Genomic DNA, 25,138 nt, shown 5'->3' on the forward strand with positions numbered 1-25,138 from the left:
GGGATTTCTTAAAGTCAGATCTATTGTGATCCGGCCCGCTGCCGCTATATAGTCAACCTAACGTTTTCGGGATGCCATCCCGATAATCGAAAAGTTGGTGCGGAGCGCACCCAGAGAGATTGGTGAACTGTGACTGAGAACGATGTTGTTCGCAGTACGTCGACGACCGTTGACGGCCGTGACACTGAGCCGGGCCACGCGCCCGCAGACAAGGGCCCCGTCCGCCGGGCCGCCTGGGCCGGCCTGATTGGCACGGCCCTGGAGCAATACGACTTTGTGATCTACGGAACCGCCTCGGCGATCATCTTCAACAGGATCTTTTTCCCGAATGTGGACCCGGCAATCGGCATTATCGCTGCTTTCGGCGCCTACGCCGTCGGTTTCGGGGCCCGGCCCCTCGGCGGGCTCTTCTTCTCCAAATACGGTGACCGGCTGGGACGCAAGTGGGTCCTCGTGGCCACGCTGTTCCTGATGGGCATCGCAACCTTCGCCATCGGCCTGCTGCCGACCTATGAGCAGGTCGGTATTTGGGCGCCCGTGCTGCTCGTCGCCTGCCGCTTCCTCCAAGGCTTCGGCGCAGGGGCCGAGCAGGCCGGCGGCGTCGTGCTGATTGCTGAGACTGCATCCAAGGGCGCCCGCGGACGCTATGCCTCGCTCGTCTTCGTCGGTGCCGCAGCGGGCACAGCCCTTGGTGCCGTTGTCTGGATCCTGGTGCAGATGATGCCCCGCGAAGCTCTTGAGGCCTATGGTTGGCGCCTGGTCTTCTTCTCTTCTATCTTCGTAACCATTGCCGCCTACGTCATTCGCCGCAAGCTCAAGGAATCACCGGTTTTTGAAGAAATGAAGGAGGACATCGAGGGGGCGATTCGGGTAACACCGGTTGCCGATGTGGTCAAGAACGGCCGCAAGGGTTTGGTCCGAGTTTTCTTCATGAACGTCGGTGCCAATGCGCACTCCTACATCTTCCAGGTCTTCCTTGGCTCCTACCTCATTTCCCAGCTCAAAATCGACGCGACCTTCATCCCGAAGGTGCTGTTGGTCGGTGCACTCTTCGCTTGCGTCTCCGCCTACGCTTTCGGCACCATGTCAGACCGCTTCGGCCGCCGCAGGATGTACCTCATCGTGACGGCGTTCCTGTTCGTTTTTCCGATTCCCGCGTTCATGCTTCTGAACACCGGAAACCTGTTCCTGATCTCGCTTGTGATCGTCCTCGGCTTCATCTTCGCCGCGCAAGGATCCGTGGGCGTCCAGGCAGCGTACTTCCCGGAGCTCTTTGGCTCGCGCTACCGCTATGCCGGTGTCGCCTTGGGTCGTGAGTTCTCCTCGGTCTTCGGCGGCGGCATCGCGCCGCTCATTTGTTCCGCGCTTGTGACGGCCTTCAGCGGATCCTGGTTCCCTGTGGCCATCTACATGATGGCGATGATGGGCATCAGCCTGTTCACCACGATCAAGGCACCGGAAACCGTCGATCGTGACCTGCTCGTAGAAGAGGACGCGAAGTAATGTCATCTGCCCCCACCCGTATTGTCATCACCGACTGCGACCACGACTCCATCGCCATTGAACAGGAGGTGGCCGCCGCCGCCGGAGTGGAACTCGTCCTGGCCCAGTGCCGGACCGAAGACGAGGTCATCGCTGCTGCCGCCGGCGCCGCGGGAATCGTTGTGCAGTACGCACCGGTCACGGACCGTGTGCTTGCCGCGCTGCCTGGACTAAAGGCGATTGGCCGTTACGGCGTGGGGGTGGACACCCTCGACGTCGCGGCAGCGACAACCCGCGGCGTCGCGGTCTGCAATGTGCCGGACTATGGCACAGAAGATGTCAGCGACCACGCAATTGCGCTCGCGGTCAGCTTGGCGAGGGGAATTGTGCGGCTTGACCGCGGCGTACGTCGCGGCGAGTCGGCGCTGTTGCCCGTGCAGCCACTCCACCGTATGTCCACCAGGGTGTTCGGCGTGGTCGGACTGGGCCTCATCGGCTCGGCGACCGGCCGCAAGGCCAAGGGTCTCGGCTACGAAGTCATTGGCTTCGACCCACTGGAAGAGCAAGGCACGACGACGGCGGACGGGATTGCCGTCGTCGGGTTTGAGGAATTGATCGTCCGCGCCGACGTCGTATCCCTCCACGTGCCGCTCAACCGGCACACTCACCACCTGATCAATGCCGACGTGCTCGCCCGGATGAAGCGCGGTGCGGTGCTCGTCAACACCTGCCGCGGCGGGGTGGTGGACACCGCGGCCGTGGCCGACGCCCTGGCCAGCGGGCAGCTATACGGCGCCGGACTCGATGTCTTCGAAGAGGAGCCGCTGCCGCTGGACAGCCCGCTGATCGAATGCGAAAACGCCGTCCTGACGCCGCACGCTGCCTGGTACAGCGAGGAATCGTATGCGGAACTGAAACGCCGCACACTGGAGAATGTTGTGGAGGTCTGTGCCGGGCGCACCCCGCGGAACATCCTCAACGAGGGGGTGCTCGTATGAGCCTGGCGGCGGAACAGGCCACGATGCGCGCAGCTGTCTGGACGGCGCCGGACAACATCGAGACCCGCAACATTGCCCTCCCCGAAGTTCCCGATGGTTGGGCGCTGGTCCGGAGCGAGATGACAGGACTGTGCGGGACCGACTTCTCGATCCTGCATGGCACGCATCCGCGGGCGGCGGCGCCCCTGATCATGGGGCACGAGATCACCGGCGTCGTTGAGGCGGCAGGGAATGGCGGCCCTGCCGCCGGGACCCGCGTCACCGTGGAACCCCTCATTCACTGCGGCGAATGCCACCCGTGCAGCGGCGGGGATACCCACGTCTGCCGCGCGCTGAAGCTGTACGGCATCGACGTCGCCGGTTCCCTGGCGGAATTCGTGGCGCTTCCGGCGTCCGCGCTCATCCCCATCAGAGAAACCGTGCCCCTGCAGGAGGCAGCCCTCGCGGAGCCGCTCGCCGTGGCCGTACATGCCGTGTCCCGGTCCGGCCTCACCGGCGGAGAACGCGTAGTGGTCTTCGGTGCCGGCCCGATCGGGGTGCTGACCGCGTTGGTGGCACGGCATCAGGGCGCCGGGAGTGTCCTGGTTTCGGAACCGTCCGAGGCCCGGCGCCAGGTGGCCGAGGAGCTTGGCTTCGACACTGTTGCCCCCGGCGAGGACCCGGTGCAGGCAATTGTGGCGGCCACCGGAGGCGACGGCGCGGACATAGTGTTCGACTCCGCCGCCCACCCGTCCGTCGCGGCCATGCTTCCCCGGGCAGTGCGGGTCCGCGGCACGATCGTCTTGGTGGGGGTCTACAAACATCCCGTGGAACTTGACCTCCAGGCGCTCACTTTCGCGGAGAACACTGTTGTAGGGGTACGCGTCTACACCCGCGCTGCCGTGGAGCAGGCCGTTGCCCTCATCGAAGGCGGCGAACTGGGACTGGACCGCGTCCCCACCCAGGTGTTCGCCCTGGAAGACGCATCAGCGGCCTTCGAAAAGGCCATGAGCGCCGGCCGCATCCTCAAAGTACTTGTCAGTCCCGCCGTGGCGCCCGCCACGCAACCCCAGGAAAGCCGATGAACGATACACAACTCACCTCCCCCTTCGAACTGAGCGGGAAAACCGCAGTGATTACGGGAGCCTCCCGCGGGATAGGGCTGGGCATCGCCCTGGGCCTGATCCGCGCCGGCGCGAACGTCGTGGCACTGCAGCGCGGCCCCCTGGCTCCCGAACTGGCAGCGGCAGCACAGGAATCAGGCGTCACGGCGGACACCGTCGCCCTGAACCTGGAAAATGAGGAGTCGGTGGCGGCTGCCATCGCGGCCACCCTGCGTGACCACCGGATCGACATCCTGGTCAACAACGCAGGGACCCAGATTCGGCACGACGCGACGGACTTCCCGCTCGCGGACTTCGACCGGGTGATGGGGGTCAACGCCCGCGCCGTTTTCCAGCTCTGCCAGGGGTTCGGCACACCGATGGTGGAACGGGGCCACGGGAAAATCATCAACCTGGCCTCGCTCCTGACCTTTCAGGGCGGCGTGCGGGTTCCGGCCTACGCGGCATCCAAGGGTGCCGTGGCTCAGCTCACCAAGGCCCTGTGCAATGAGTGGGCGCCCCGCGGCGTAAACGTCAACGCGGTGGCACCCGGCTACATCGCAACAGACATGAACGAGGCCATCCTCGCTGACGCCCAGCGGAACGAGCAGATTTCTGCCCGCATCCCGGCCGCACGCTGGGGCACCGGAGGTGACCTCGCCGGGGCCGTGGTCTTTCTCGCTTCGGCCGCGGCGGACTACGTCCACGGCGTGGTCTTGCCGGTCGACGGCGGATGGTTGGCTCGATGAGCAAGATTCAGCGCACGCCAGTCTCCGCTTTGCTGCAGGCACACCCTGTTGTTGCGGTGCTACGGGCCGGTCACGCCAGCGAGTACGCCCCCGTCATCGACGCCCTCATCAAGGGGGGCGTGCGGTCCATTGAACTGACACTCAGCACCGACGGCGTCTTCGACTATCTTCCTGGACTTAAGCAGGAGTTCGGGGCTGGCGCCGAAATCGGCGTCGGAACCATCACCTGCGAGGAAGAAGCAGTCAGGGCGCTCGCGGGCGGCGCCGACTACCTCGTCACGCCGGCCATGGTCACGGACGTGGTCCGCGTCGCCGTCCAATCAGGGGTCCCCGTCTTCCCGGGCGGACTCACACCCACGGAGTTACTCGCCGGCATGCAGGCTGGAGCAACCGCCGTGAAGCTCTTTCCTGCCTCCACGGTGGGACCCGGATATCTCGGGCAGCTGCGCGGTCCCTTCCCGCACATGCAGGTCATCCCGTCCGGTGGCATCGGCGTCGACGACGCAGCAGACTGGATTGCGGCAGGGGCCCTTGCCGTCAGCCTTGGCGGGCCGCTGCTGAGGGACGCCTTCACCGGCGGGGATCTTGCCGGTCTGACGGCCCGTGCCGGGAAGCTGAGTGCCCTCGTGGCCGAAGCAGTTCAGTCCAGGGGCACCCGATGAGCTTCACCGACGTCGTCACTCTGGGCGAGACCATGGGACTAATGAAAGCCGAGACGCCTGGCCCGCTGGCCCAGGTTCACTCGCTCAGCTTGGGCATGGGCGGTTCAGAGAGCAACTTCGCGATCGCTCTGCGTCGGCTCGGCACTTCCGTGACGTGGGCAGGGCGGGTAGGCGACGACAGCCTTGGCGAACTCGTCTTGCGGGAACTCGCCGCCGAAGGGGTTGTTGTCGATCCCGTGCGTGACCCGTCGGCACCGACGGGAATCATGATCAAGGAACGCCGCACCCTGGACCAGCTCAAGGTCTGGTACTACAGAGCCGGAAGCGCGGGTTCCAGGCTCAGTCCGGAGGACGTGCCGGTCGAAAGGATCAGAAGCGCGAGGCTGCTGCACCTGACCGGAATCACGCCGGCCCTTTCAGGCTCGGCGGCTGAAGCCGCGCAGTATGCTCTCGACGTCGCCCGCCAGGCCGGCGCCCTCGTGTCGTTCGACTTGAACTACCGGGCCGCGTTGTGGAGTCCGGAGGAAGCTGGGGGAGTCTTCAGACGGTTCATTGCGCAGGCCGACGTCGTCTTTGCCGGCGACGACGAGGCTGCGATTGCCGTCGGGCAGTCGGGGGACTCTCTGGAACTGGCCCGCCGCGTTGCGGCTCTGGGACCCGGCCAGGTCATCATCAAGCGTGGCGTTCAGGGCTGCGCCGCGGTGATTGACGGCACCGAATACAAACAGGATGCCGTTCGGATCAAGCCGGTCGACACTGTCGGGGCCGGCGACGCCTTCGTAGCGGGCTACGTGGCGGAGCTTTTGGCCGGTGTGCCCGTGGAAGGGCGGCTGTTGACGGCGGTCCGCACCGGAGCTTTTGCCTGTCTAGTGCCGGGCGATTGGGAAGGCATGCCGCGCCGGAACGAGCTGGCGATGCTGGACGCCACGGAACCGGTGTCCCGCTGAATCTATGTCACCGCCGAACGGCGGACTTCGCCTAACGAAGGGTCTGGGTCTGAGCGGAAGCTCTAGATCCAGGCCCTTTCGAATCCGGGCGGCAGGCACCGGCTGAGTTCGGGCTGCACATCTTTCAGGAGGTCAACCAGAGACTGGATTCGCTCGGGGGTCATGTAAACACTCGGGGCTGAGATGGAGACGGCCGCAGCGACCTTGCCTAGCAAGTCCGGGATGGCAATGGCCACACAGGTAATCCCGAGCTCATTCTCCTGGTCATCCAGGGCGAAGCCATCGCGGCGGGCCTGGTCCAGGACCACGCGGAAAGACTCAACATCCTGAATGGATCGCGGCGTGGCGATGGCCGCGGTGTCGAATGCTTTGACGGCATCGTCGTCACGGAGTTGGGCGAGCAGCGCCTTGCCCATTGCCGTGTTCTGGGCCCGCAGCCGGGCACCGGGTCGGGACGCCATCTCGATGCCACGGTGGCCGCGCGCTTTCGCAAGGTACAGGACGTCGTCCCCGCTGAGGATGCCCAGGTGGGTGGTGTCCTGCGTCGTCTTGGCAATGCCCGCGAGGATGCTTTGGACGGCGTCGGGGAGGCTGATGTTGGCTTCGGCCTTGGTTCCGAGCTCCAACAGCTTGATGCCCAGGTGATAGCTGTGGTCCGGCTGCTGGCTCAGGTACTTGCCGGACACCAGCGATGTCAGCATTCGGTGGGTGGCGGAACGGCTCAGTCCGGAAGCCTTCGTAATGTCCTCGAGCCTGTGGGCTCCCGCCGCGACATGGTCTATCAGGCTTAGTCCACGTTCAAGTGTCCGGGCCCCGGCAGGGTTAGCTTCCATCCAGCAATTATTCCATGTGCCAGCGCCTCAAAAGGGACATGCTCGGGCGGGAACCGTAAGGGTTGTCCCAGCGTGTGACTTTGAAGATCCTGGCCCGGCGCCGCAATCACTGAGGGGGCAGGAAACGGGCCGGCTCGCTGGGACCCCGAATGGCGGGATCATCGGCCTCGGCGGACGGTCCCGCGTCTCCTGGGAACATCCTCTTCTTTGTGGGAGGAGGGACGGTCACTCCGGGCGTTCTCTCCGGTGCCGTGACGGGATGCGCGGAGACTCGGCCCGCTCCCTATGATGGTTTTATGGCCCGCCCAGCACGACCGGAACGCAAGGCAGAGCTGCTGGCCGCCATTCTGGACTACCTCATGGACAAGACCCTCGCGGAGCTCACCTTCCGGAGCCTTGCCGAAGGTCTCGGCGTCAGCAGCTATGTGCTGGTCTACCACTTCGGCCACCGCGAGCAGTTGGTGAATGAGATCATCCGCGGCATCGAATCCCGGCTGGACAGCATCCGCGCCACCGACGTGCGGGACATTGACCGCGAAGCCTGGCGCGCCTTCCTGCTGGAGTCCTGGCGCTGGACCATGGCGCAGCGCAACCGCCATCTGGCCAGACTGGAGTTCGAGGCGACCGCGCAGGACATCGTGGCTGCGTCTCCCCGGGGAACTGCGCAGGAACATTTCAGGATGCTGCACGAAAAGGCCCGGGACTGGCTGATGCTTCAGGGCATCCTTGAGGAGTTCGCCGACACCGACGCCAGACTGTTTACCGCCGCCTTCTACGGGCTCCAGTTCGACTTCGTCGTGAACAACCAGCCCGAGGAAGCCAGCAAGGCCTTTGACCTGATGATGCTGGTCTTCTTCAACAACCTCGACCGGCGCCTGGCCGCCGAGGGCGAGCACGTATGACAGGCGGATCCGACCATGCGCTCCGGCGGGCATCACCGGCAGGCGCACCCGGGGATCAACTGCTCCGTCTCAGGGCGCGGCGTAGCGGCTGATCCACTCAACCAGGGGCCGAAGCTCCTCCCAGCGCCGGGCCACCTCCCCGGCCGCGTCCGGCGTTGAGATCCAGCCCGGCCGTCCCACGTGCATGCCGGCGGCGAGCGACTTGTGCTTCAGCAGCTCCGCGCGGGGATGGTCCTTGGCGAACCCCTGCGGAACCGTCTTCAGGGATTCGCCCTCCACTGAGAAGCCCAGCGCCGCGACCTGCGCCACAATCCGCTGCAGGGCGCCGCCGCTGGAGGGGGCGTCCACGGCGCTGCGGAAGCGGGCCAGCTGGGCCGGTGTGTGCGTGTGGTATCCGCCGCCGATGAGCAGGCCGTCGGCGTCGAGCTGGACGTAGAAGCCCGTCCCTTCGGCAACGGCAGCGAGCGCTCCCTGCGCCGTTTTGTAAGGCGACTTGTCCACGGAGAAGCGGATATCCCGGTTGGGGCGGAACAGCTTGGCTTCGCCGAACTCCGGCTCCAGCTTTGCCAGCAGCCCGGTCAGCGGTTCCTTGACCGCAGAGTCGTAGGTGGATTTGTGTTCCAGCCACCAGCCGCGGTTGTTGTTGCGTTCCAGTTCCGCGTAGAACTCGAAGGCGGCCTCAGGGATGCCTGCAAAGGGGGTCATGCATGAATCCTAGGGACAAGGGAGGCTTCACCGCGAGCGTCACAGCCCGTATGTGGACAGACGCGACAACTCCGCCTGGGCAATCCCTGAGTGGGTGTTCCAGCCGGCGCAAACGACGGCCTTCTGCCTGCCAGGGGCCCGGCGCGCCTGTCTCAGAGCTGTAACAATGCCCCCGCGGTGGTTGACGTCTCAACATGTCTGAATCAGACTTTATTTTGAACGTCTGTTCGAACAGCGAACATTTTGGGCATGGGGGCCTGATTACTCCCATGTCATGTGCACATAGGAGTGAACATGAAACGTCGTATTATCGCCGCTCTGGCCGCCGCGTCGGTCCTCGGCCTCTCGGCCTGCGGAAGCGGCTCACCGAGTTCCACCGGCGCTGGCGCCACCTCCACCGGAGCCACGGGCAATGCCGGGCTGACCAAAGTCACCGTAGGAGTTATTCCGATCGTCGACTGTGCACCGATCTACCTCGGCGACAAGCAGGGCTTCTTCAAGGAAGAAGGCCTGCAGCTGGACATCCAGACGGCCACCGGTGGTGCCGCGATCGTCCCCGGCGTCGTCAGCGGAAGCTTCGACTTCGCCTTCTCGAACCTGATCTCGGTCACGGTCGCCAAGGATAAGGGCCTCGATTTGAAGTTCGTCGCGAACGGCGCGTCAACCACCGGTGAGGCAGGCAAGGACGTCGGCGGCGTCGTCGTCCCGGCCGGCTCCAGCATCCAGTCCCCGAAGGACCTCGCGGGCAAGACCGTCTCTGTCAACAATCTGTCCAACATTGGTGACACCACCATCAAGTCGGTCATCGAAAAGGACGGCGGCGATGCCAAGAGCGTGAAGTTCGTGGAGGTCGCGTTCCCGGATGCCCCGGCCGCGCTGGCGAACAAGCAGGTGGATGCAGCCTGGATCCTCGAGCCCTTCCTCTCCAAGGCAGTGGCAGACGGCGGCAAGATCGTCTCCTCGAACTTCGTGGGCATGAGCCCGGAGCTGGACATTGCCGGCTACTTCACCAAGGCGGACACCATCAAGGGCAAAGCCGAGCTGGCCCAGAAGTTCACCCGCGCCATGAACAAGTCCCTCGAATATGCGCAGGCACACCCGCAGGAGGTCCGCGACATCGTCGGTACCTACACCAAGATCGACGAGGCCACCCGCGCCAACATGATCCTTCCCCGGTACCGCGTTGAATTCAACAAGGACGCCTTCGAGACCCTCGGTGCCGCGGCTGCCAAGTACGGCACGCTGACCAAGGCTCCGAACGCCGGCGATCTCCTCCCGTGACCTCGGAAACTCTAGCCGCCAGCGGTCCCGCCCCCGGCTTGGGGCGGGACCGTGGGCGGGTCCGCAAACTGCCTGCGAAGCAGTTCCTCGGCCTCGCAGGGATCCTTGGATTCCTGGCAACCTGGGAGCTCATTCCCCGGCTCGGCATTATCGATGGGCGGTATCTCCCGCCGGCCAGCGAAGTCATCGTCGCGCTCCTGCGCGACTTCGGCCTGACTGCGTTCTGGGTCTCCGTGGGCGAGACCATGCTCGCCTGGTTCCTGGGCCTGATCATCGCCGTGGCCGCCGCCGTACTGCTCGGCTTCATCATCGGTTCCAGTGATTTCCTGCGCAAGGCAACCAACTCTACGGTCGAGTTCCTGCGCCCCATCCCGTCCGTGGCGCTGATCCCGCTGGCGGTGCTGCTGTTTGGCGTAAAGATCGAGTCGTCGCTGCTGCTGATCGTTTATGCCTCCTTCTGGCAGGTCCTGATCCAAGTCCTGTACGGCGTGGCCGACGTGGACATGGTCGCCAACAACACCGCGAAGACCTTCGGTCTGGGCCGGATGGCGCGAATCCGGTACGTCGTATTCCCCACGGCCCTGCCGTACCTGATGACCGGAGTCCGGCTCGCCGGCGCCGTTGCCTTGGTCCTGGCCATCACGGCGGAACTCGTGATCGGGTCCCCTGGGCTGGGACGCGAGATCGCGCTGGCGCAGTCCGGCGGGGCCATTTCCGGCATGTACGCATTGGTCCTCGCGACCGGGCTGATCGGCGTGCTCATCAACGTGCTGATGCGCTTCATCGAGAAGAAGACACTGGCCTGGCACTCGTCCGTCCGTTCCGAGGTGATTGTATGAAAGCCCTGAAGAATTTCGGCTACGTCGCGGCGCTGCCCGTCGTGCTGGTCCTGCTCTGGTGGGCCTCCACCCTGGGTGCGGTGAACTTCTTCGTCCCGACCCCGGCCGCACTGGTCAACAAGTTCGGCGAGGTCTGGTTCAGCCAGCGCTTCTTCACGGATGTGCTGCCAAGCGTCGGCCGCCTGGTGGTCGGCGTGGCCGCGGCGATCGTGATCGGCGTCGTCGGCGGCGTCCTGATCGGCTCGATCAAATGGCTCCGCGCACTGCTGGAGCCCACATTGGAGTTCTTCCGCGCCATTCCGCCGCCGGTGCTGGTGCCGGTGCTGATGCTCCTGATGGGGATCACAGATTCGATGAAGATCGTCGTCATCATCTCCGGCTGCGTCTGGCCCGTGCTGCTGAACACCATCGAGGGGGTCCGCGCCGTGGACCCGGTTCTGTCCGACTCCAGCCACACCTATGGCATCGACGGCTGGGCGCGCGTCCGGTACCTTGTGCTTCCGTCAGCCAGCCCGCAGATCATGGCCGGCGTGCGCCAGTCCATGTCCTTGGGGCTGATCCTGATGGTCATCTCCGAAATGTTCGCCTCGTCCTCAGGGCTGGGCTTCACCATCGTCCAGTTCCAGCGGTCCTTCGCCATCCCGGAAATGTGGTCCGGCATCGTGGTGCTCGGCCTGCTTGGAGTGGGCATGTCATTCATCTTCCAGTGGGCCGAGCGGAATATCCTGCGCTGGTACCACGGCCAGAAAGAGGTAGAAAATGCAGCCTGACTCGACTCATGCGGCCCCGGCAGCGATGCTTTCCGTGCGTGGGCTGAAAAAGGTTTACCAGACCGACGGCGGCGGCGTCGAGGCGGTCCGGAACCTCACCTTCGACCTTCGCGCGGGGGAGTTGGCCTGCTTGGTTGGCCCCTCCGGTTCTGGAAAGACCACGCTCCTGAAGTGCATCTCCGGCCTGATGGCCCCGACCGAGGGCGAAGTCCTCTTGAACGGCAATCGGGTGTCCGGTCCACCGAAGAAGATGGCCGTGGTGTTCCAGGAATACGGCCGCTCGCTCTTCCCGTGGATGCGGGTCAGGGACAATGTCGAGCTGCCGCTGAAAAACCAGGGTATGCCGAAGGCCGAGCGTGACAGGCTGGTCGATGATGCCCTCGAGGCTGTGGGCCTGTCCCACGTCCCGCGGTCCTACCCCTGGCAGCTTTCGGGAGGAATGCAGCAGCGTGTTGCGATTGCCCGCGCCATTGCCTACCAGCCCGAGGTGCTGCTGATGGACGAGCCGTTCGCGGCGGTGGACGCCCAGACCCGTGCGGATCTGGAAGACCTGATCCGGACAGTTTGGAAGAAGCTGGGCATCACGGTGCTCTTCGTGACCCACGACATCGACGAATCCGTCTACCTCGGTGAGCGCGTCATCATCCTCTCCAGCTCCCCGACAGTGGTGCAGGAGGACATCGTGATCGACCTCCCGGAGGATCGGGATCAGCTGAACACCCGTTCGCTGCCGCGCTTCACCGAGCTCAGGCACCATGTCTATGAGCAGATCCAGCTCGCCAAGAAGGGCCACCGCCCCGTGGCGGCGGCCGCCGCGGGTGCCGGCCGGTCCTAGCCTCTGGCCCTGCGGGCGACGCCGCTCCGCGCCAGGGTGAACAGCTTCGCGGCAGCGGAGGAAGGCGGGGCCGCCTCGGCGGCAACCGCCGGGTAGAGCGTCGCCGCCTCGGCGCGCTTCCGGGCCACGAGCGCAGGTAGGTCCGCCGCCAGCGGACCTGCCTGCGCCGGCATGGCGGGGCTCTCTTCGTCCAGTGCGAGCGGCCAACCGCTGCCCAGCGCCGTCACGGATTCGTGCTTGACGTCGTAGTAGCCCTTTTTCATGCCGACGGCGATGCCGCGCGCCCCGGCGGCTGCCGCCAGCAGGTGGAGGTGGAAACGGCTGGTGACCCAGGTCTGCCGGGCGGAGAGCGGGAGACCCTGGTTCCAGACGTGGACGAACGGCACGAACCGTTCCTCGGGGATGAGGTCCGCCAGCCGCTCGTAGGCGGTCCGGTCAAAGCCAGGGATGGCCTCGACGTAAAACGCATTGATGCCCTGGCGCGTTGCCCGCTCGATTTCGGCGCGGGCGAGTCCGACGGCGGCTTCGAACCGCCCGGGGTCCACCATGTCGCTTTGGATGCAGACGTAAAGTCCGGGCGAGGCATCGGTGCGGGAGATCTCTGCTTCGGCGCCGAGGAAAGCGTCATCGAGCCCCACCTCCAGCCCGTGCGCGGCCGCGCTCGACTCGTCCCGCGCGCGGGCGTAGGTGAACCCCCGGAACAGTGGCGTTTCTCCGGGAGCCGGGGACAGCACCGGCATGAGCCCCTGCCCGGTCGCGAAAAGCTTGGCGCCGGTCATCTCACCGACGGCACGCATGCCGACGACGAGGCCGGCGTGGTGTGGCCAGGTTTCATTGACATAGCCGCCGCCGATCAGGTGGAGCGACTCGGCCTCCCGCATCTTCAGGATGCCCAGGTCGTAGGCCGGGGTGCCCAGGGCGGTGACGCGTTCGCGGATGTTTTTTGCCGCCACGTCGGCGGGGAACTCGGCGTTTTCGTGCACCAGGCGCCACAGGGTGTTGGTGACCCTTAGGCGCGGATGCAGGCCCTCGAATAGTACCTGTGCCATGCCGGGCTGGGGGCTGTCCAGCCATACATCGGCATCGGGCCGGGCCACGGCGAGGTATTTCAGCCACGCGGCGGCAATGAACTCGTCGCCGAAGTTGGGGTGGCCGGAGGTGCCGACAAGGTAAATGATTCCCGGATTCATTTACCCGACTATAGTCTGCGCAACCGCGCCGTAACGCGAAAGCACCCCGCCACACCGGTGGTGTGACGGGGTGCTGTCGAGACGCAAACCAACCCAGGGCGAACCCGGGCAGGGCCTAAGAATTAGACCTTGTTGGCGGCCTCGGCGTCGGACTCGACCTGGCCGGCACCGAGGTTGGCGCGCAGCTTGGCGCCGAACTCGGCGTCGACGTTGGTCCAGTACTGGATGGCGCGTTCCTTGATGCCGGCGTCCTTGACGCCGCTGACGGCACCGGTGACGGTCTCCAGCAGGCGGGCCTTCTCGCCGTCGTTGAAGACCTCGCGGTACAGCGTGCCGGCCTGGCCGAAGTCGCCGTCCTCGGCGTGCAGCGAGTGCGCGGCGAGCGTCAGCGCGCCGTCGTTCTCCCAACCGCCGGCCGGGTTCTGCGGCTCCACAGCAGCCGGGCCGCCGACGGAGTTCGGTGCGTAGACCGGAACGGACGGGGCGTTGAAGTGGTAGCGCCCCTGGCCATCCTGGCTGTAGTTGTTGACCTGGTTCTTGGGCAGGTTGACCGGCAGCTGGGCGTGGTTGGTGCCCACGCGGTAGCGGTGCGCGTCCGCGTAGGAGAAGATGCGGGCCTGCAGCATCTTGTCCGGGGAAGCGGCGATGCCCGGCACGAAGTTCGACGGCGCGAAGGCGGCCTGCTCGATCTGCGCGAAGTAGTTTTCCGGGTTCCGGTTCAGCTCCATGGTGCCGACCTTGATCAGCGGGTAGTCCGCGTGCGGCCACACCTTGGTGAGGTCGAACGGGTTGAAGCGGTACGTCTTGGCGTCCTCGTACGGCATGACCTGAACGTGCAGGTCCCAGGACGGGAAGTTGCCGGCGGCGATGTTTTCCTGCAGGTCGCGGATGTAGAAGTCGCCGTCGGCGCCGGCCAGGGCCTCGGCCTCGTCGCCGGTCATGGACTTGACGCCCTGGTTGGACTTGAAGTGGTACTTGACCCAGAAGCGCTCGCCCTCGGCGTTGATCCACTGGTAGGTGTGTGAGCCGTAGCCCTGCATTTCACGCCACGAGGCCGGCAGGCCGCGGTCGCCCATGAGCCAGGTGACCTGGTGGGCGGACTCGGGGGACAGGGTCCAGAAGTCCCACTGCATGTCGGCGTCGCGCAGGTGGGTGCCCGGCAGGCGCTTCTGCGAGTGGATGAAGTCCGGGAACTTGATGCCGTCGCGGATGAAGAACACCGGCGTGTTGTTGCCGACGAGGTCGTAGTTGCCCTCGGTGGTGTAGAACTTCACGGCGAAACCGCGGGGATCGCGCCAGGTATCGGGGGAGCCTGCCTCGCCGGCGACGGAGGAGAAGCGGATGAGCATCTCCGTCTCGGTGCCCGGCTGGAACAGTGCGGCCTTGGTGTACTTCGAGACGTCCTCGGTGGTGGTGAAGGTACCGAAGGCGCCGCCGCCCTTGGCGTGGACCACGCGCTCCGGAACACGCTCGCGGTTGAACTGCGCCAGCTTCTCGATCAGGTAGTGGTCGGTGAGGATGATCGCGCCGTCGGCGCCGACGGACTGCGAGTGGGCATCGGAAGTGACCGGGGCACCGGACTGTGTCGTGGACACGGCGGGCGCAGAGATGTGCTGAGTCATCTTTCTCCTAATTTGTTGTTTCTACTTAATTACGTTCGGCGGGAAGTTTTTGCGTGCGCTGGCAGTCCTGGCAAATGCCCTGGTACAGCACGTCCGCGATCTGGATGGTCATCGGCTTGGAGTCCTCGCCCCAGTGCGGGGTCAGGCACGGAGCATGGCCGACGGCGCATTCGACGTCCTCCACCCTGCCGCAGCTGATGCAGACGGCATGGTGGTGGTTGTCGCCCACCCTCGTCTCGTACAGCGCGGGGGAGTGCGGCGGCTCAAAGCGGCGCAGCATCTGCAGATCGGTCAGGTCGTTCAGGACCACGTAGACGGACTGCGCCGTCAGCTCGGGAAGATCCCGGCGGGCGGTGGCGAGGATGTGCTCGGCGGGGGAATGCGGGTGGTGCTCGACGGCTGCCAGCACCGCCAGCCGCTGTTTTGTCACCCGGCGGCCGTGGGCACGCAGGGCCGCAGCCCATGCTTCGTGGGTGCCCGTGGAATCCGTCATGCACCCATTCAAGCACTTATTGTGAGTCGATCATAATAAGGTCCGGCTAATGACACCGCCGCAATGCTGCCGGGCCTGGCGCGCCCCCTGCGTCTCATCAGTCCCATACGTCCCACTAGAGTGTCCCGGGTGGGGAAATATCTGGCGGACATCACGCCCTTGCGCGAGAGTCCGGCATTCCGCCGCCTGTGGCTGGGGTCCGCCGTCGCGGCCCTGGGCAGCCAGCTGACCCTGGTGGCCGTGAGCCTGGAGGTCTACCGGCTCACCCAGGACAGCCTCTATGTGGGCCTGTTGAGCATTTTCGCCCTCGTCCCGCTGGTCTTCGGCGGCCTGCTGGGCGGCTCGATCGCGGACGCCCACGACCGCCGCAAAGTGGCGCTCCTGGCTTCATCGGTGCTGTGGCTGACCACCGCCTGCCTCGCCCTGCAGGCCTGGCTGCAGCTGGGGAACGTCTGGGTGCTGTACGTCCTGGTTGCGGTGCAGAGCGGCGCGCAGGCCATTAACCAGCCGGCCCGCAGCGCCATCATCCCGCTGCTTGTCCGCACGGAACTCCTGCCGGCCGCCAACGCCCTGAGCATGATCAGTTTCGGCCTCACGCTGACCGCAGGACCGCTGCTGGCGGGGCTGCGGTGGCCACGGTCGGCTTCGCCTGGACCTACACGATCGACGTCGGCACCTTCGCGTTCGCGTTGTGGGCGCTGCTGAGGCTGCCCGCCATGCCGCCGGGGGAACATGCGCGGCCGGCGGGGCTGCGGTCCGTCGTAGAAGGCTTCCGCTTCCTCGGCACGCGCCCCAACCTGCGGATGACCTTCATCATCGACCTCGTCGCAATGATCTTCGCGCAGCCCCGGGCGCTGCTGCCCGCGATCGGCGCCGTCATGATCGGCGGCGGCGAGGCTACGGTGGGGATCCTGCTCGCCTCGACCGCCGTCGGCGCGTTCCTGGCCGGGCTCTTCTCGGGGCCGCTGGGGGCAGTCCGGCGGCAGGGGGCCGCCGTCGTCTGGTCCGTGATGGGCTGGGGTGCCTCGATCGCCGGCCTCGGCCTTGTAGTCGTGCTCGCGGGGACTTCCGGGGCCGACGGCGTCACGTGGTGGCTGATGCCCGCCGCCGTGTGTTGCGGGCTGGCCGGAATCGCCGACTCCGTCAGTGCCGTCTTCCGCACCACGATCCTGCAGGCCTCCACACCCGACCACCTGCGCGGCCGCCTGCAGGGCGTGTTCATCGTAGTGGTGGCCGGCGGACCCAGAGTGGGGGACATGCTCGCCGGTGGTGGGACTAAAATTCTGAGTGAAGGCTGGGTCCTGCTTTTGGGCGGTCTTTTGTGCATTGCGGTTGCCTGGGCCGTGGCGCACTGGCAGTCGGGCTTCCTGAAGTACGACGCGCGGAACCCGGTGCCGTAGCGGAACGTTTTCCCGGGTGTGGGCCCATAGCGGGACGACTTGGAGGAACAGTGCATCAGCATCACAACGGACTGAAGACCGCGGCCCTTTTCGGAGTGCTGTGGGCAGTGCTCCTGGGCCTCGGCGCGCTGATGGCCTCCAGCATGGGCAGTTCCGCGCCGATCTGGATCATGGCGCTGGTCGGTGTCGCCACCACGGCCTACGGCTACTGGAACAGTGACAAGATCGCCATCCGGTCCATGCAGGCTTATCCCGTGACAGAGGCCGAAGCGCCCCAGCTCCACCAGATAGTCCGGGAACTCTCCGCCACGGCGCAGCAGCCGATGCCGCGGATCTACCTCTCGCCCACGATGGCCCCGAACGCCTTCGCCACCGGCCGCAACCCGCAGAACGCCGCCGTGTGCTGCACGGAGGGCATCCTCCGGCTGCTCGACGCCCGGGAACTCCGCGGTGTGCTGGGCCACGAGCTGATGCACGTCTACAACCGGGACATCCTGACCTCCTCCGTCGCTGCCGCCGTCGCCGGCGTCATCACCTCGGTGGCGCAGATGTTCCTGATCTTCGGCGGCGGCGGGGACCGGCGCAACGCCAATCCGATCGCCGCTATTGCCATGGCGCTGCTGGCGCCGTTTGCGGCCTCGCTGATCCAGATGGCGATCTCCCGGACCCGGGAGTTCGACGCCGACGAGGACGGTTCCAAGCTCACGGGGGACCCGCTGGCGCTCGCCTCGGCCCTGCGCAAGATCGAGCAGGGCGTTCAGCTCGCGCCGCTGCCGCAGGACCAGCGGCTGGTCAACGCCTCGCACCTGATGATCGCGAACCCGTTCCGCGCCGGCGGCGTCGCGAAAATGTTCTCGACGCATCCGCCGATGAGCGAGCGTATCGGCCGGCTGGAGCGTATGGCCGGCCGGCCGCTGGGGTAGTTCGGCGGTTCCGGGGTGCATCCGTCCGGGGGCACCGGCTGCTCCCCGACGCGCATCTGGATCCATGACGCCCAAAAGGGCTGTCGACGCGGGAATCCCCGGTGCGACAGCCCTTTAATGCAGCGTCAGGAATTCTGAGCCGCGGAGGCGGAGCTAGCTGCGGAAGTTCACGAACTGCAGGTCGGCCTCGTCGAAGCCCTTCAGCAGGTTCATGGTCTCTTGGAGATCGTCACGGGACTTGGACGTCACGCGGAGTTCGTCGCCCTGGATCTGCGACTTGACGGACTTGGGTGCTTCGTCGCGGATGAGCTTGTTGATCTTCTTGGCGAGGTCCTGGGCGATGCCCTCCTTGATGGTGGCCTCGAGCCGGAACTCCTTGCCGGACGGGTAGGGCTCGCCCGTGTCGAGGGACTTCAGTGAGATACCGCGGCGGATGAGCTTGGACTGCAGCACGTCCAGGACGGCGAGCACGCGCTCCTCGGAGTTGGCCTTCATGAGGATCTTCTCGCCGCTGAAATCAACCTCGGCGCCGACGCCCTTGAAGTCGTAACGCTGGACCAGCTCCTTCTGCGCCTGGTTCAGCGCGTTGGCGACTTCCTGCTTGTCTACCTTGCTGACGACGTCGAATGTGGATTCGCCTGCCATGACTGTCCTCCTGATGGTTGGGGGTGTGCCCGGTGAAGGGCCATAGTGTCTGCAATCCAGCCTAGTACGGATGCCCTGGTTGTGAAGGTCGGCGGGCGTTGTCCCGATTCACAGTCCGCTCAAAGCTGAGTCAGGGCGGGAACGAAGTTTCATCCGGCAGAGTTGCAGGAGTTGGAAGAGTCGCTTGAAAGGTGCCAGTCCATGCAGCACAAAGCCGTCCGCTATGTCATCCGTTCCACCGCAGCCGCCGCAGGCGGGTTCGCGACGGCCGCGACGTCCGTGGCGGCGGCAACGCTGGCGGCCTCGATTATCTTCAGCCCCGCCGCTGATGCCTCCTCAAGGCTGGACGGTGTCCACGCCGATCTGGCGCGCGCCGTGCAGCTGAACCAGATCACGGAGGAGCAAGCCGCGAAGTTCGAGTCCAAACTTGCCGGCCGCATCCTTGGGGATGCCTGAATTTCCGGGCTTTTTGGGGCTCTTTTGAAACGCTGGAGCGCCGATTCGATTCTTCGGCGGAAGTTCTGTAAAGTTGTCTTGCCCGCGGTTACTGGAAGCGGAACGGACTGGAAACAGGCGTTCTGAAGACGGAAACCGCGAGTGATCTTCTTTTGAAGTTCGGCAGATTACCCGAGCGGCCAAAGGGGGCTGACTGTAAATCAGCTGGCAACGCCTACGGGGGTTCGAATCCCTCATCTGCCACCCTTGGAAAAGCCCCCGGAACCACCAGGTTCCGGGGGCTTTTTCTTTGCCCTTTTGAGAGTTGCGCGTGAAGCTTGGGGTTTGCAGGCAAAGAGCCGGAGCGCGTGCAGACCAGGGCGGATCGGCGCCGCACATGCGCCCTGATCTGCCCTTAAGCATCGCGTGAGTCATCCTGCGCGTTAGGCCAACGGTGGGTTATGCAAACGGCTGCGGGCCGGGGGCACATTGACACGGACACGCCGCGGACACAGAAGGCTAAGGCCGGAATTGTGTTCAAACCCGCCCCGGACGGCGAGCGGCGTTGCCCTGAGCGCCCCGTCGGTGCAGAGCCCTAGTCTTCCGTCAGGAGTCTCGCGTAGTTCGCCATGGAGCGCTGATACCGGGGCAGGTGGGGGATAAGGGCTTCGAGCGCGACGCGGAGGGCCTCATCGTGCCGGCCGGCGTCCCGGAGGGCCAGGGCCCTAACGGCGCTGGGTGCCCCGCCCAGCGCGTGCGGATCGGCGCGGGAGAGAATTCTCAGCGCCTCGTCGGGATGGCCGAGTGCCCGCTGCGAGCTGGCCATCTGCACATGGGCGCGGGTTTGCCGGACGGCGTCCAGCCCGGCAGCCAGCCCCGCCTCGTAAAACTCGACAGCGCTGGCGGTCCGTCCGGTGGAATCGCGGATGCAGGCGCGTTCAAAATCTGCCCGGCCGTCGGACGCAGGCGAGGCGGCTGCGAGCCCGTCAAGCTCGTCAACGACGTCCTCCCCGTCCCCCGGCGATGCTTCGAAGGCCGCCCAGAAGTTGGCGATACGGCGCTCCCACTCGTCAATCGTCATGTGCAGATCCTACGTGGGGCCAGTGACGGGACCATCCAGCTCCTGGAATGGTCCTTGCTCTGGACAAATCCGGGCACGTTGCCTCCCTTACCCTGTGCCTCGTGCTTAGGTGGAATCTAAGCGGGCCACCGAGGGCTTCAGAGCGAAAGAAGAATCGCCCATGCATGAACTTTTCGTCGTCACCCACCCGCACGCTGAGCACACAACCCGTGACGTCGTCGGCGGCTGGTTCGACTCGCGCCTTGCTCCAGAGGGGGTACGTGACAGCCACCTCATTGCGGAATACCTGAAGCGCCGCCGTGGCGACACGTCCAGGCCGGTCCGCATCACGACGTCCGATCTCGCCCGCTGCACGGAAGCGGCCGGGATCATCGCCGACTTGCTGGGCGCTTCCGTCACACCCGATGCCCGGCTGCGTGAGATCAGCTTCGGCGAGGCCGAGGGACGACCGAACGGCTGGCTGGCTGAACGGCAGGTCCCGGCGCCCGACGGCGATCGGCTCGATCACCGCGGCCCCGTCTTCGGGGCGGAGAATCGCCGCGAGGTCGCGACAAGGGTCGGAGCGTGCGTCCGCGAATTGATGGAAGACCGCGTACACGACCACATCGTCGTCACGCACGGTTTCGCGCAGACCTTCGTCATCACGACGTGGCTGCAGGTCCCGGTGGAAGCCGCAGGCTTCGCCTCATTCGCCACCGTGCCCGGCGCAATCACCCGACTGCGGCACGACGACTACTGGCGCAACCGCACCGTGGCCGCACTCGCCGACTCCAGACACCTGGCCAGCGGCTAGCTCACTACCTGACTGGGCGGTGGCCGCTGTGGCGGCCGACCCCGCTGGGCGCCGGGACCTTAGGCTGGGTGCATGATGCAGAACCTGGAGGTCGTTCTCGTTCACGGGCTGTGGCATCAGCCGGCGCACTTCGACCGTTTGGCGGACGATCTGCGCGGGTAGGGTGTTCTTGTCCATGTTCCTCGTCTGCACCGCGGCTCTCTCGCGGCAGACACCGCAGCAGTGCAGGAGACGGTGGACGGATGCCGGAAGGCGCCGGTCGTCGTGGGACATTCCTACGGGGGATCAGTCATCACCGGCCTTGAGCGGATCGGCCGCCTCTTCTACGTCGCAGCATTCGTGCCTGCGTCCGCTGAAAGTGGCGCGCTCCTGGGAGGCGCCGGGGCGCTGGTCAACGACGCGGTGCAGCGCAACGACGACGGGACGAGCAGCATTCGTAGGGAACGCGCCCGAGACGTTCTGTACGCTGATTGCACAGAAGCCGAGAGTGACTGGGCGACGGAGTTGCTCGTGCCGCAGCAACCCGGTCATGGCCGTGGAGTGCCCGCCCGGATCGCCTGGCAAAGCGTCGAGAGTACGTATCTCCTGTGCGAGCAGGACAGGGCGCTCAGTCCCGACCTCCAGCAACGCGTGGCCCGTCGGTGCACCAACACGATCAGCTTTTCGTCGAGTCGTTCTCCCTTCATCAGCCGGTCCCGCCAGCTCGCCGACTTGATCGTCAGAACTTAGGAGTTGCCCTGCCGGCACTGTCACGTCTGCCCGGGTGGGCTCACCCGAAAGGGATGATGCGGCAATCGGCGGGCGCGGGACAGAAAGTACAAGAAAACTTCGCCATGACCCGGCAGCGACACCCACGGAGGGTAGGTCGTTCCGAGCCTGGCCCGGCCGGGCTGCCAGCCGTGGGAATCACCCGACGGGGGTGGTTACGTTCCAGCAGACGAAGTCCAGACTAAGACGAGCGCGCCGGACAGTGCGCTCGAAACAGAACGGAGGAATGCCAGTGACAACCACACCGGAGACCGAGGCCCACGGGCCGGTCGACTTCGTGCTCCTCGAGTTCCCCATGGCAGGCCTGACGGGTCGGGCGAGTGAAGAACTCATACGGCTCGTCGAGGAGGGTGTGATCAGGCTCTTCGATCTGCTCGTCGTCATGAAAAACGAGGACGGCGCCGTCGAGGTGCTTGAGCTCACTGACCCAGGCGGTCCCGCGGAGGCGTTCTCGTACTTCGACGGGGCGCAATCCGGACTTCTCGGCGACGAGGAAATCGCGGAAGCGGCAGACGCGATTCTTCCCGGGAGCCTCGCCGCGCTCATCGTTTACGAGAACATCTGGGCGGCACCTTTTGTGGCGGCCGTTCGCGACAGCGGGGGTGAGCTCGTCGCGAGCACGCGGATCCCTGCGCCCGACGTGATGGCAGCTCTGGAGGCCCTCGACGCCGAGTCGCCCGTTGTCTGACACACAAGACGCCACGCGAGAGGAGAAAAGTTATGGGACTGCTTAGAGGTATGGCACGGACGGCAGTTGTTGCCGGGACCGCATCTGCTGTCAGCGGCCGCGTCCAGCGGCGGCAGGCTAACAAGTTCGCCGAGAAGGACGCCGCGACGGCGGCCAAGCAACAGGAGGCCTACGACGCGCAGATGGCCCAGCAGCAACCCGATTACGAGCAACCGGCTCCACCCCCGCCCGCCGGCGGAGGTATCTCAAACGACGCCATCCAGCAGCTCAAAGAGCTCGCGGCGCTGAAGGAGCAGGGCATTCTCACGGAACAGGAATTTGGGGCGCAGAAGGCGAAGATTCTCGCCGGGTAGTCACGTAGGGCCAGCCATGACCCGGAATAACACCCCCGCACCGGCCAGGGAAGGCACGTGCGGGGGTGTTTCCTCGCGAGTCCGATAGCCGCAACGGACCGGCTGCGGTCAGCGGACGTTGGACCCGGCAAGGATGGCGTCGATCTGGCCCAAGGCCTGTTTCATCCCCTCTTCCATACCCATGGCGAGAACCTGCTCCAGCGACTCTGCGGAGTCGAAGGTCGACACCATGGTCATCCGGGTGCGGTTGCCAACTGCCTCCAGCTTCATCACGGCATGACTCGTGCCCATCGCGGGGATCGGATCGCCGTTCTCATCGGCAAAACCGTCGTCGAACTCCAGGCGGTGTGGCGCCTCGATGGCGGTGAACCGCCACCAGCCCCGGCTCTTCTCGCCCTCGGGCCCGGTCATGTAATAGCTGGCAGTCCCGCCGGACACGAAGTCGTGCCCGTCGAAGGTCGCGGGCCAGGTGGGCGGCCCCCACCAGCGATCGAGCTGGCGGGGGTCCTCCCAGACCTGCCAGACGCGCTCGACGCCGGCATCGAACTCGGCGACGACGGTAAAGCTCAGGGTCTCGGCGTTCTTCTGCGAACTGATAACGGTCATAACGGAACTCTTCCTATCCCTCTGCGAGAATGTCCGCGATCCGGTCAGCCCGCTGCCGCCAGATCGTTTCGTACTCATCGAGCAGCCGTCGAGCCCGTTGTAGGCCATCGTGGTGGGCCCGCACGATCTGCTCCCGTCCGCGCTTCTCCTTCGTCACCAGGGAGGCGCGTTCCAACACCGCCACGTGCTTTTGGACGGCGGCGAAACTCATGGCGTAGTGCTCAGCCAGCCGTGACACCGAGTATTCGCCGGCCGTCACCCGCGTGACGATGTCCCGGCGGGTGGCATCGGCGAACGCCTGGAACAGGCGGTCAATATCGGTATCACTCAACTGATCTACAACCATTTGGTTGTAGAATAATCCGCCCGTTCCGCCGTGTCAATTTGCTCCTGAGAGGCTATTTGCCCATGCCGGGGTGCACAGCAACGAACTCGATCTTGTTCGTGGGCTGGACCGTCTTTTTCGGCGCCCGGGAAAATCCCTTTGCGTCCAAGTGGTTCCCTGCCCGGTACACGGCCAGGGCCTCGTCATAGATCGCGTTGAGTTGCTGGCCGGAGAACTCCTCCGAGGAACCGTCGTTAAAGGTGACGGAAACGACGGCGCTCCCGGGGAAGTGCCGCTTCATGCGAATGAAGCCTTCGTCGTCCTGCTGGAGACTGATCAATGTGGTCCTGCCTTCGCTATGGGGGACTTCCAGTCTCCCCCACGTTCACCGGTACGTCCGCAGGGCAGGTGGCCGGTCGCGCGGAAGGCCCCTCGTGGAGGAGCCTTCCGTTGGTTTCCGGGCTATACCCTCTCGCGGGTCCGGTCGGCCTGCGCCGGATCCTCGACCGTGAATTCCCTGCTGCGGCGGGGGAAGGCCCAGAACTTGAAGTCAGGCGTTTCCGCCCGGGGCTCCGGGCGCGCCTCTGGTTCCTTTGCTTCATCCTTCTTGATGTCGCGCCGGAATTCCCTGTTGTACTGATAGCACATCACTGACCTCCTTATCGTGACTGCCACTTAATCCTCCTCCCCATCCCGCCCCGCGTCGATACCTTGCCAGGCCTTCCGCTTTGGCCGGGGAACCGGTTTACTGAACCCTGACAGACACAATGGAGGGGGACCATGAAGTCCAAAGGAATGTGGCAGATCGTGGTGGGAAGCGCAGCCTTGACCGCTACGCTTTTTGTCCTGCCGACACCGCTGTTTCAGGTGGCGTCCGGCAGGGCCGATGCCGGAGCGACGGGACTTTTCATTCTCGGGCTGGCGCTGCTGGCAGGCGGGCTGGGCTTTCTTGGCTACGGGCTGTTCCGGCGTACCCGCGATCTGAACACGGCGCGGAGCTACGCCACCAAGGAGCGGTCCTCCCTGGACGAGGATCGTCCCGTCAACCCGCATGCGCTCCCCAAATCGTTCTGAGCGGTTTCCTCCGCTGACGTGACCTGGTCCCGCGCGATCCTTCGGTAGAGTGCGCGTCATGGATGACAAAGCGATTCTGCACAGCTACCTGCGCACCCGGCGGGCCGACCTGCTCGGAAAGCTCGACGGGCTCAGCGAATACGACGTCCGCAGGCCGATGACGCCGACCGGGACCAACTTGCTGGGTCTGGTCAAGCACGTGGCAAGCGTTGAACTCGGATACCTCGGCGACGTCTTCGGCCGGCCCAGCGGGGTGGAGCTGCCGTGGTTCGCCGATGACGCGGAACCGGATGCCGACCTGTGGGTGACCGCTGACGAAACGCGGGAACAGATCATCGGACTGCACCGGCTCTCGGCAGCGCACAGCGATGCGACGATCGAGGCGCTCCCGCTCGACGCCCCCGGACAGGTCCCGTGGTGGGCAGGGGAGCGGCGGCACGTGACCCTGCAGCAGATCCTGGTGCACATGTGCGTCGAAACGGCCCATCACCTCGGCCACGCCGATATCCTGCGCGAACTCATTGACCGGACGGCCGGCCAGCGCCCCGACGACCCCAACCTCTCCCAGCGGACCCCGGACGAATGGGCAGCCCACTGCGCCGCAATCGAAACTGCGGCCCGGCAGGCTTCGACCGCGGGGGACCGGCCCTAGCCTGA

At 65.5% G+C, this 25,138-nt stretch carries 30 protein-coding genes, 1 tRNA gene and 1 pseudogene; 21 read left to right on the forward strand and 11 right to left on the reverse strand.

Going from position 1 to position 25,138, the window contains the following annotated elements; translation table 11 throughout:
• Positions 1-129: 129 nt before the first annotated feature.
• From AC1DF4_RS01070 to AC1DF4_RS01095, 6 genes are read left to right on the forward strand one after another with little or no spacing between them, the layout of a single operon-like run.
• Positions 130-1,503 (forward strand): MFS transporter, encoded by a 1,374-nt coding sequence (locus tag AC1DF4_RS01070; RefSeq protein WP_476911167.1) that lies wholly within the window; start codon positions 130-132, stop codon positions 1,501-1,503.
• A complete protein-coding gene (locus tag AC1DF4_RS01075) occupies positions 1,503-2,480 on the forward strand; it encodes a C-terminal binding protein (RefSeq protein ID WP_476911168.1) in 978 nt (325 codons plus the stop codon). The genes AC1DF4_RS01070 and AC1DF4_RS01075 overlap by 1 nt, the downstream gene beginning before the upstream one ends.
• Positions 2,477-3,544 (forward strand): zinc-dependent alcohol dehydrogenase, encoded by a 1,068-nt coding sequence (locus AC1DF4_RS01080; RefSeq protein WP_476911169.1) that lies wholly within the window; start codon positions 2,477-2,479, stop codon positions 3,542-3,544. The genes AC1DF4_RS01075 and AC1DF4_RS01080 overlap by 4 nt, the downstream gene beginning before the upstream one ends.
• Positions 3,541-4,311, forward strand: a complete 771-nt coding sequence (locus AC1DF4_RS01085; protein ID WP_476911170.1) for an SDR family oxidoreductase — start codon at positions 3,541-3,543, stop codon at positions 4,309-4,311. The genes AC1DF4_RS01080 and AC1DF4_RS01085 overlap by 4 nt, the downstream gene beginning before the upstream one ends.
• Positions 4,308-4,973 carry a bifunctional 4-hydroxy-2-oxoglutarate aldolase/2-dehydro-3-deoxy-phosphogluconate aldolase gene (locus tag AC1DF4_RS01090; RefSeq protein WP_476911171.1) on the forward strand — a complete coding sequence of 222 codons (666 nt, stop codon included), beginning with the start codon at positions 4,308-4,310 and terminating at the stop codon, positions 4,971-4,973. The genes AC1DF4_RS01085 and AC1DF4_RS01090 overlap by 4 nt, the downstream gene beginning before the upstream one ends.
• On the forward strand, positions 4,970-5,920 hold the full coding sequence (locus tag AC1DF4_RS01095) for a sugar kinase (protein ID WP_476911172.1): 951 nt from the start codon (positions 4,970-4,972) through the stop codon (positions 5,918-5,920). Before AC1DF4_RS01090 ends, AC1DF4_RS01095 begins: the two co-directional genes overlap by 4 nt.
• A gap of 62 nt (positions 5,921-5,982) precedes the next feature.
• Here the strand turns inward: AC1DF4_RS01095 and AC1DF4_RS01100 are convergent, their stop codons facing one another.
• Positions 5,983-6,753: an IclR family transcriptional regulator gene (locus AC1DF4_RS01100; protein WP_476911173.1), complete on the reverse strand. Its 771-nt coding sequence runs from the start codon at positions 6,751-6,753 to the stop codon at positions 5,983-5,985.
• Between the two features lie 296 nt (positions 6,754-7,049).
• Here AC1DF4_RS01100 and AC1DF4_RS01105 point away from each other — a divergent pair, with 296 nt between their 5' ends.
• Entirely contained in the window at positions 7,050-7,655 is a 606-nt protein-coding gene (locus AC1DF4_RS01105; protein WP_476911174.1) for a TetR/AcrR family transcriptional regulator, read from the forward strand.
• A 69-nt stretch (positions 7,656-7,724) separates the two neighbouring features.
• On the opposite strand, the gene AC1DF4_RS01110 is transcribed toward AC1DF4_RS01105, so the two are convergent.
• Positions 7,725-8,360 carry a DUF2461 domain-containing protein gene (locus AC1DF4_RS01110; RefSeq protein ID WP_476911175.1) on the reverse strand — a complete coding sequence of 212 codons (636 nt, stop codon included), beginning with the start codon at positions 8,358-8,360 and terminating at the stop codon, positions 7,725-7,727.
• Positions 8,361-8,654: 294 nt separating this feature from the next.
• Between AC1DF4_RS01110 and AC1DF4_RS01115 the strand changes: the two genes are divergently transcribed.
• From AC1DF4_RS01115 to AC1DF4_RS01130, 4 genes are read left to right on the forward strand one after another with little or no spacing between them, the layout of a single operon-like run.
• A complete protein-coding gene (locus AC1DF4_RS01115) occupies positions 8,655-9,641 on the forward strand; it encodes an ABC transporter substrate-binding protein (RefSeq protein WP_476911176.1) in 987 nt (328 codons plus the stop codon).
• The gene (locus AC1DF4_RS01120; RefSeq protein WP_476911177.1) at positions 9,638-10,480 is read left to right on the forward strand and encodes an ABC transporter permease; all 843 of its coding nucleotides are present in this window, start codon (positions 9,638-9,640) and stop codon (positions 10,478-10,480) included. The genes AC1DF4_RS01115 and AC1DF4_RS01120 overlap by 4 nt, the downstream gene beginning before the upstream one ends.
• The gene (locus AC1DF4_RS01125; protein WP_476911178.1) at positions 10,477-11,250 is read left to right on the forward strand and encodes an ABC transporter permease; all 774 of its coding nucleotides are present in this window, start codon (positions 10,477-10,479) and stop codon (positions 11,248-11,250) included. The genes AC1DF4_RS01120 and AC1DF4_RS01125 overlap by 4 nt, the downstream gene beginning before the upstream one ends.
• On the forward strand, positions 11,240-12,085 hold the full coding sequence (locus AC1DF4_RS01130; protein WP_476911179.1) for an ABC transporter ATP-binding protein: 846 nt from the start codon (positions 11,240-11,242) through the stop codon (positions 12,083-12,085). Before AC1DF4_RS01125 ends, AC1DF4_RS01130 begins: the two co-directional genes overlap by 11 nt.
• Here AC1DF4_RS01130 and AC1DF4_RS01135 read toward each other — a convergent pair.
• From AC1DF4_RS01135 to AC1DF4_RS01145, 3 genes are all read right to left on the reverse strand, one after another.
• Positions 12,082-13,275, reverse strand: a complete 1,194-nt coding sequence (locus AC1DF4_RS01135; protein ID WP_476911180.1) for a polysaccharide pyruvyl transferase family protein — start codon at positions 13,273-13,275, stop codon at positions 12,082-12,084. The two genes, AC1DF4_RS01130 and AC1DF4_RS01135, sit on opposite strands and share 4 nt — an antisense overlap.
• Before the next feature lie 122 nt (positions 13,276-13,397).
• Positions 13,398-14,897, reverse strand: coding sequence for a catalase (locus AC1DF4_RS01140; RefSeq protein ID WP_476911181.1), 1,500 nt, complete (start codon positions 14,895-14,897; stop codon positions 13,398-13,400).
• Positions 14,898-14,922: 25 nt separating this feature from the next.
• Positions 14,923-15,390 (reverse strand): Fur family transcriptional regulator, encoded by a 468-nt coding sequence (locus AC1DF4_RS01145; protein ID WP_476911182.1) that lies wholly within the window; start codon positions 15,388-15,390, stop codon positions 14,923-14,925.
• A gap of 63 nt (positions 15,391-15,453) precedes the next feature.
• On the opposite strand from AC1DF4_RS01145, the pseudogene AC1DF4_RS01150 reads away from it, so the two are divergent.
• Together AC1DF4_RS01150 and htpX are read left to right on the forward strand one after the other, a co-directional pair.
• A pseudogene (locus AC1DF4_RS01150) lies at positions 15,454-16,790 on the forward strand (MFS transporter).
• A gap of 50 nt (positions 16,791-16,840) precedes the next feature.
• Positions 16,841-17,713, forward strand: a complete 873-nt coding sequence (gene htpX, locus AC1DF4_RS01155; RefSeq protein WP_476911183.1) for a zinc metalloprotease HtpX — start codon at positions 16,841-16,843, stop codon at positions 17,711-17,713.
• Positions 17,714-17,866: 153 nt separating this feature from the next.
• Here the strand turns inward: htpX and AC1DF4_RS01160 are convergent, their stop codons facing one another.
• Positions 17,867-18,358, reverse strand: coding sequence for a YajQ family cyclic di-GMP-binding protein (locus AC1DF4_RS01160; protein WP_476911184.1), 492 nt, complete (start codon positions 18,356-18,358; stop codon positions 17,867-17,869).
• A 201-nt stretch (positions 18,359-18,559) separates the two neighbouring features.
• Here AC1DF4_RS01160 and AC1DF4_RS01165 point away from each other — a divergent pair, with 201 nt between their 5' ends.
• Together AC1DF4_RS01165 and AC1DF4_RS01170 are read left to right on the forward strand one after the other, a co-directional pair.
• Positions 18,560-18,814, forward strand: coding sequence for a hypothetical protein (locus tag AC1DF4_RS01165; protein WP_441406890.1), 255 nt, complete (start codon positions 18,560-18,562; stop codon positions 18,812-18,814).
• 161 nt (positions 18,815-18,975) lie between these two features.
• Positions 18,976-19,057: transfer RNA gene (locus AC1DF4_RS01170), tRNA-Tyr, on the forward strand.
• A gap of 331 nt (positions 19,058-19,388) precedes the next feature.
• On the opposite strand, the gene AC1DF4_RS01175 is transcribed toward AC1DF4_RS01170, so the two are convergent.
• Positions 19,389-19,874, reverse strand: a complete 486-nt coding sequence (locus AC1DF4_RS01175; protein WP_476911185.1) for a tetratricopeptide repeat protein — start codon at positions 19,872-19,874, stop codon at positions 19,389-19,391.
• A 160-nt stretch (positions 19,875-20,034) separates the two neighbouring features.
• On the opposite strand from AC1DF4_RS01175, the gene AC1DF4_RS01180 reads away from it, so the two are divergent.
• The 4 genes from AC1DF4_RS01180 to AC1DF4_RS01195 all read left to right on the forward strand — a co-directional run bounded on the left by AC1DF4_RS01180 (position 20,035) and on the right by AC1DF4_RS01195 (position 22,476).
• Entirely contained in the window at positions 20,035-20,667 is a 633-nt protein-coding gene (locus AC1DF4_RS01180) for a histidine phosphatase family protein (RefSeq protein ID WP_476911186.1), read from the forward strand.
• A 222-nt stretch (positions 20,668-20,889) separates the two neighbouring features.
• Positions 20,890-21,396: an alpha/beta hydrolase gene (locus AC1DF4_RS01185; protein ID WP_476911187.1), complete on the forward strand. Its 507-nt coding sequence runs from the start codon at positions 20,890-20,892 to the stop codon at positions 21,394-21,396.
• A gap of 271 nt (positions 21,397-21,667) precedes the next feature.
• The gene (locus tag AC1DF4_RS01190; protein ID WP_476911188.1) at positions 21,668-22,123 is read left to right on the forward strand and encodes a DUF6325 family protein; all 456 of its coding nucleotides are present in this window, start codon (positions 21,668-21,670) and stop codon (positions 22,121-22,123) included.
• 32 nt (positions 22,124-22,155) lie between these two features.
• The gene (locus tag AC1DF4_RS01195) at positions 22,156-22,476 is read left to right on the forward strand and encodes an SHOCT domain-containing protein (protein ID WP_476911189.1); all 321 of its coding nucleotides are present in this window, start codon (positions 22,156-22,158) and stop codon (positions 22,474-22,476) included.
• 108 nt (positions 22,477-22,584) lie between these two features.
• Here AC1DF4_RS01195 and AC1DF4_RS01200 read toward each other — a convergent pair whose 3' ends face one another.
• The 4 genes from AC1DF4_RS01200 to AC1DF4_RS01215 form a co-directional block, all read right to left on the reverse strand.
• Positions 22,585-23,082 (reverse strand): SRPBCC family protein, encoded by a 498-nt coding sequence (locus AC1DF4_RS01200; RefSeq protein ID WP_476911190.1) that lies wholly within the window; start codon positions 23,080-23,082, stop codon positions 22,585-22,587.
• Between the two features lie 13 nt (positions 23,083-23,095).
• A complete protein-coding gene (locus AC1DF4_RS01205) occupies positions 23,096-23,428 on the reverse strand; it encodes an ArsR/SmtB family transcription factor (RefSeq protein WP_476911191.1) in 333 nt (110 codons plus the stop codon).
• 52 nt (positions 23,429-23,480) lie between these two features.
• Positions 23,481-23,747, reverse strand: coding sequence for a hypothetical protein (locus tag AC1DF4_RS01210; protein WP_476911192.1), 267 nt, complete (start codon positions 23,745-23,747; stop codon positions 23,481-23,483).
• 122 nt (positions 23,748-23,869) lie between these two features.
• A complete protein-coding gene (locus AC1DF4_RS01215) occupies positions 23,870-24,058 on the reverse strand; it encodes a hypothetical protein (protein ID WP_476911193.1) in 189 nt (62 codons plus the stop codon).
• A gap of 129 nt (positions 24,059-24,187) precedes the next feature.
• On the opposite strand from AC1DF4_RS01215, the gene AC1DF4_RS01220 reads away from it, so the two are divergent.
• Both AC1DF4_RS01220 and AC1DF4_RS01225 read left to right on the forward strand, forming a co-directional pair.
• Positions 24,188-24,481, forward strand: coding sequence for a hypothetical protein (locus tag AC1DF4_RS01220; protein WP_476911194.1), 294 nt, complete (start codon positions 24,188-24,190; stop codon positions 24,479-24,481).
• 58 nt (positions 24,482-24,539) lie between these two features.
• Positions 24,540-25,133, forward strand: a complete 594-nt coding sequence (locus tag AC1DF4_RS01225) for a DinB family protein (protein ID WP_476911195.1) — start codon at positions 24,540-24,542, stop codon at positions 25,131-25,133.
• Positions 25,134-25,138 lie beyond the last annotated feature (5 nt).

This window comes from Arthrobacter sp. 05N429 (assembly GCF_056397045.1).

Excerpts from the sequence above, each read along its gene's own strand:
- AC1DF4_RS01075 (WP_476911168.1), top strand. The coding sequence starts at position 1,503 with ATGTCATCTGCCCCCACCCGTATTGTCATCACCGACTGCGACCACGAC.
- AC1DF4_RS01090 (WP_476911171.1), top strand. The coding sequence starts at position 4,308 with ATGAGCAAGATTCAGCGCACGCCAGTCTCCGCTTTGCTGCAGGCACAC.
- AC1DF4_RS01205 (WP_476911191.1), bottom strand. The coding sequence starts at position 23,428 with ATGGTTGTAGATCAGTTGAGTGATACCGATATTGACCGCCTGTTCCAG.
- AC1DF4_RS01220 (WP_476911194.1), top strand. The coding sequence starts at position 24,188 with ATGAAGTCCAAAGGAATGTGGCAGATCGTGGTGGGAAGCGCAGCCTTG.
- AC1DF4_RS01140 (WP_476911181.1), bottom strand. The coding sequence starts at position 14,897 with ATGACTCAGCACATCTCTGCGCCCGCCGTGTCCACGACACAGTCCGGT.
- AC1DF4_RS01125 (WP_476911178.1), top strand. The coding sequence starts at position 10,477 with ATGAAAGCCCTGAAGAATTTCGGCTACGTCGCGGCGCTGCCCGTCGTG.
- AC1DF4_RS01225 (WP_476911195.1), top strand. The coding sequence starts at position 24,540 with ATGGATGACAAAGCGATTCTGCACAGCTACCTGCGCACCCGGCGGGCC.
- AC1DF4_RS01180 (WP_476911186.1), top strand. The coding sequence starts at position 20,035 with ATGCATGAACTTTTCGTCGTCACCCACCCGCACGCTGAGCACACAACC.
- AC1DF4_RS01165 (WP_441406890.1), top strand. The coding sequence starts at position 18,560 with ATGCAGCACAAAGCCGTCCGCTATGTCATCCGTTCCACCGCAGCCGCC.
- AC1DF4_RS01100 (WP_476911173.1), bottom strand. The coding sequence starts at position 6,753 with ATGGAAGCTAACCCTGCCGGGGCCCGGACACTTGAACGTGGACTAAGC.
- AC1DF4_RS01115 (WP_476911176.1), top strand. The coding sequence starts at position 8,655 with ATGAAACGTCGTATTATCGCCGCTCTGGCCGCCGCGTCGGTCCTCGGC.
- AC1DF4_RS01130 (WP_476911179.1), top strand. The coding sequence starts at position 11,240 with ATGCAGCCTGACTCGACTCATGCGGCCCCGGCAGCGATGCTTTCCGTG.
- AC1DF4_RS01160 (WP_476911184.1), bottom strand. The coding sequence starts at position 18,358 with ATGGCAGGCGAATCCACATTCGACGTCGTCAGCAAGGTAGACAAGCAG.
- AC1DF4_RS01080 (WP_476911169.1), top strand. The coding sequence starts at position 2,477 with ATGAGCCTGGCGGCGGAACAGGCCACGATGCGCGCAGCTGTCTGGACG.
- AC1DF4_RS01105 (WP_476911174.1), top strand. The coding sequence starts at position 7,050 with ATGGCCCGCCCAGCACGACCGGAACGCAAGGCAGAGCTGCTGGCCGCC.
- AC1DF4_RS01200 (WP_476911190.1), bottom strand. The coding sequence starts at position 23,082 with ATGACCGTTATCAGTTCGCAGAAGAACGCCGAGACCCTGAGCTTTACC.
- AC1DF4_RS01110 (WP_476911175.1), bottom strand. The coding sequence starts at position 8,360 with ATGACCCCCTTTGCAGGCATCCCTGAGGCCGCCTTCGAGTTCTACGCG.
- AC1DF4_RS01085 (WP_476911170.1), top strand. The coding sequence starts at position 3,541 with ATGAACGATACACAACTCACCTCCCCCTTCGAACTGAGCGGGAAAACC.
- AC1DF4_RS01195 (WP_476911189.1), top strand. The coding sequence starts at position 22,156 with ATGGGACTGCTTAGAGGTATGGCACGGACGGCAGTTGTTGCCGGGACC.
- AC1DF4_RS01145 (WP_476911182.1), bottom strand. The coding sequence starts at position 15,390 with ATGACGGATTCCACGGGCACCCACGAAGCATGGGCTGCGGCCCTGCGT.
- AC1DF4_RS01135 (WP_476911180.1), bottom strand. The coding sequence starts at position 13,275 with ATGAATCCGGGAATCATTTACCTTGTCGGCACCTCCGGCCACCCCAAC.
- AC1DF4_RS01095 (WP_476911172.1), top strand. The coding sequence starts at position 4,970 with ATGAGCTTCACCGACGTCGTCACTCTGGGCGAGACCATGGGACTAATG.
- AC1DF4_RS01175 (WP_476911185.1), bottom strand. The coding sequence starts at position 19,874 with ATGACGATTGACGAGTGGGAGCGCCGTATCGCCAACTTCTGGGCGGCC.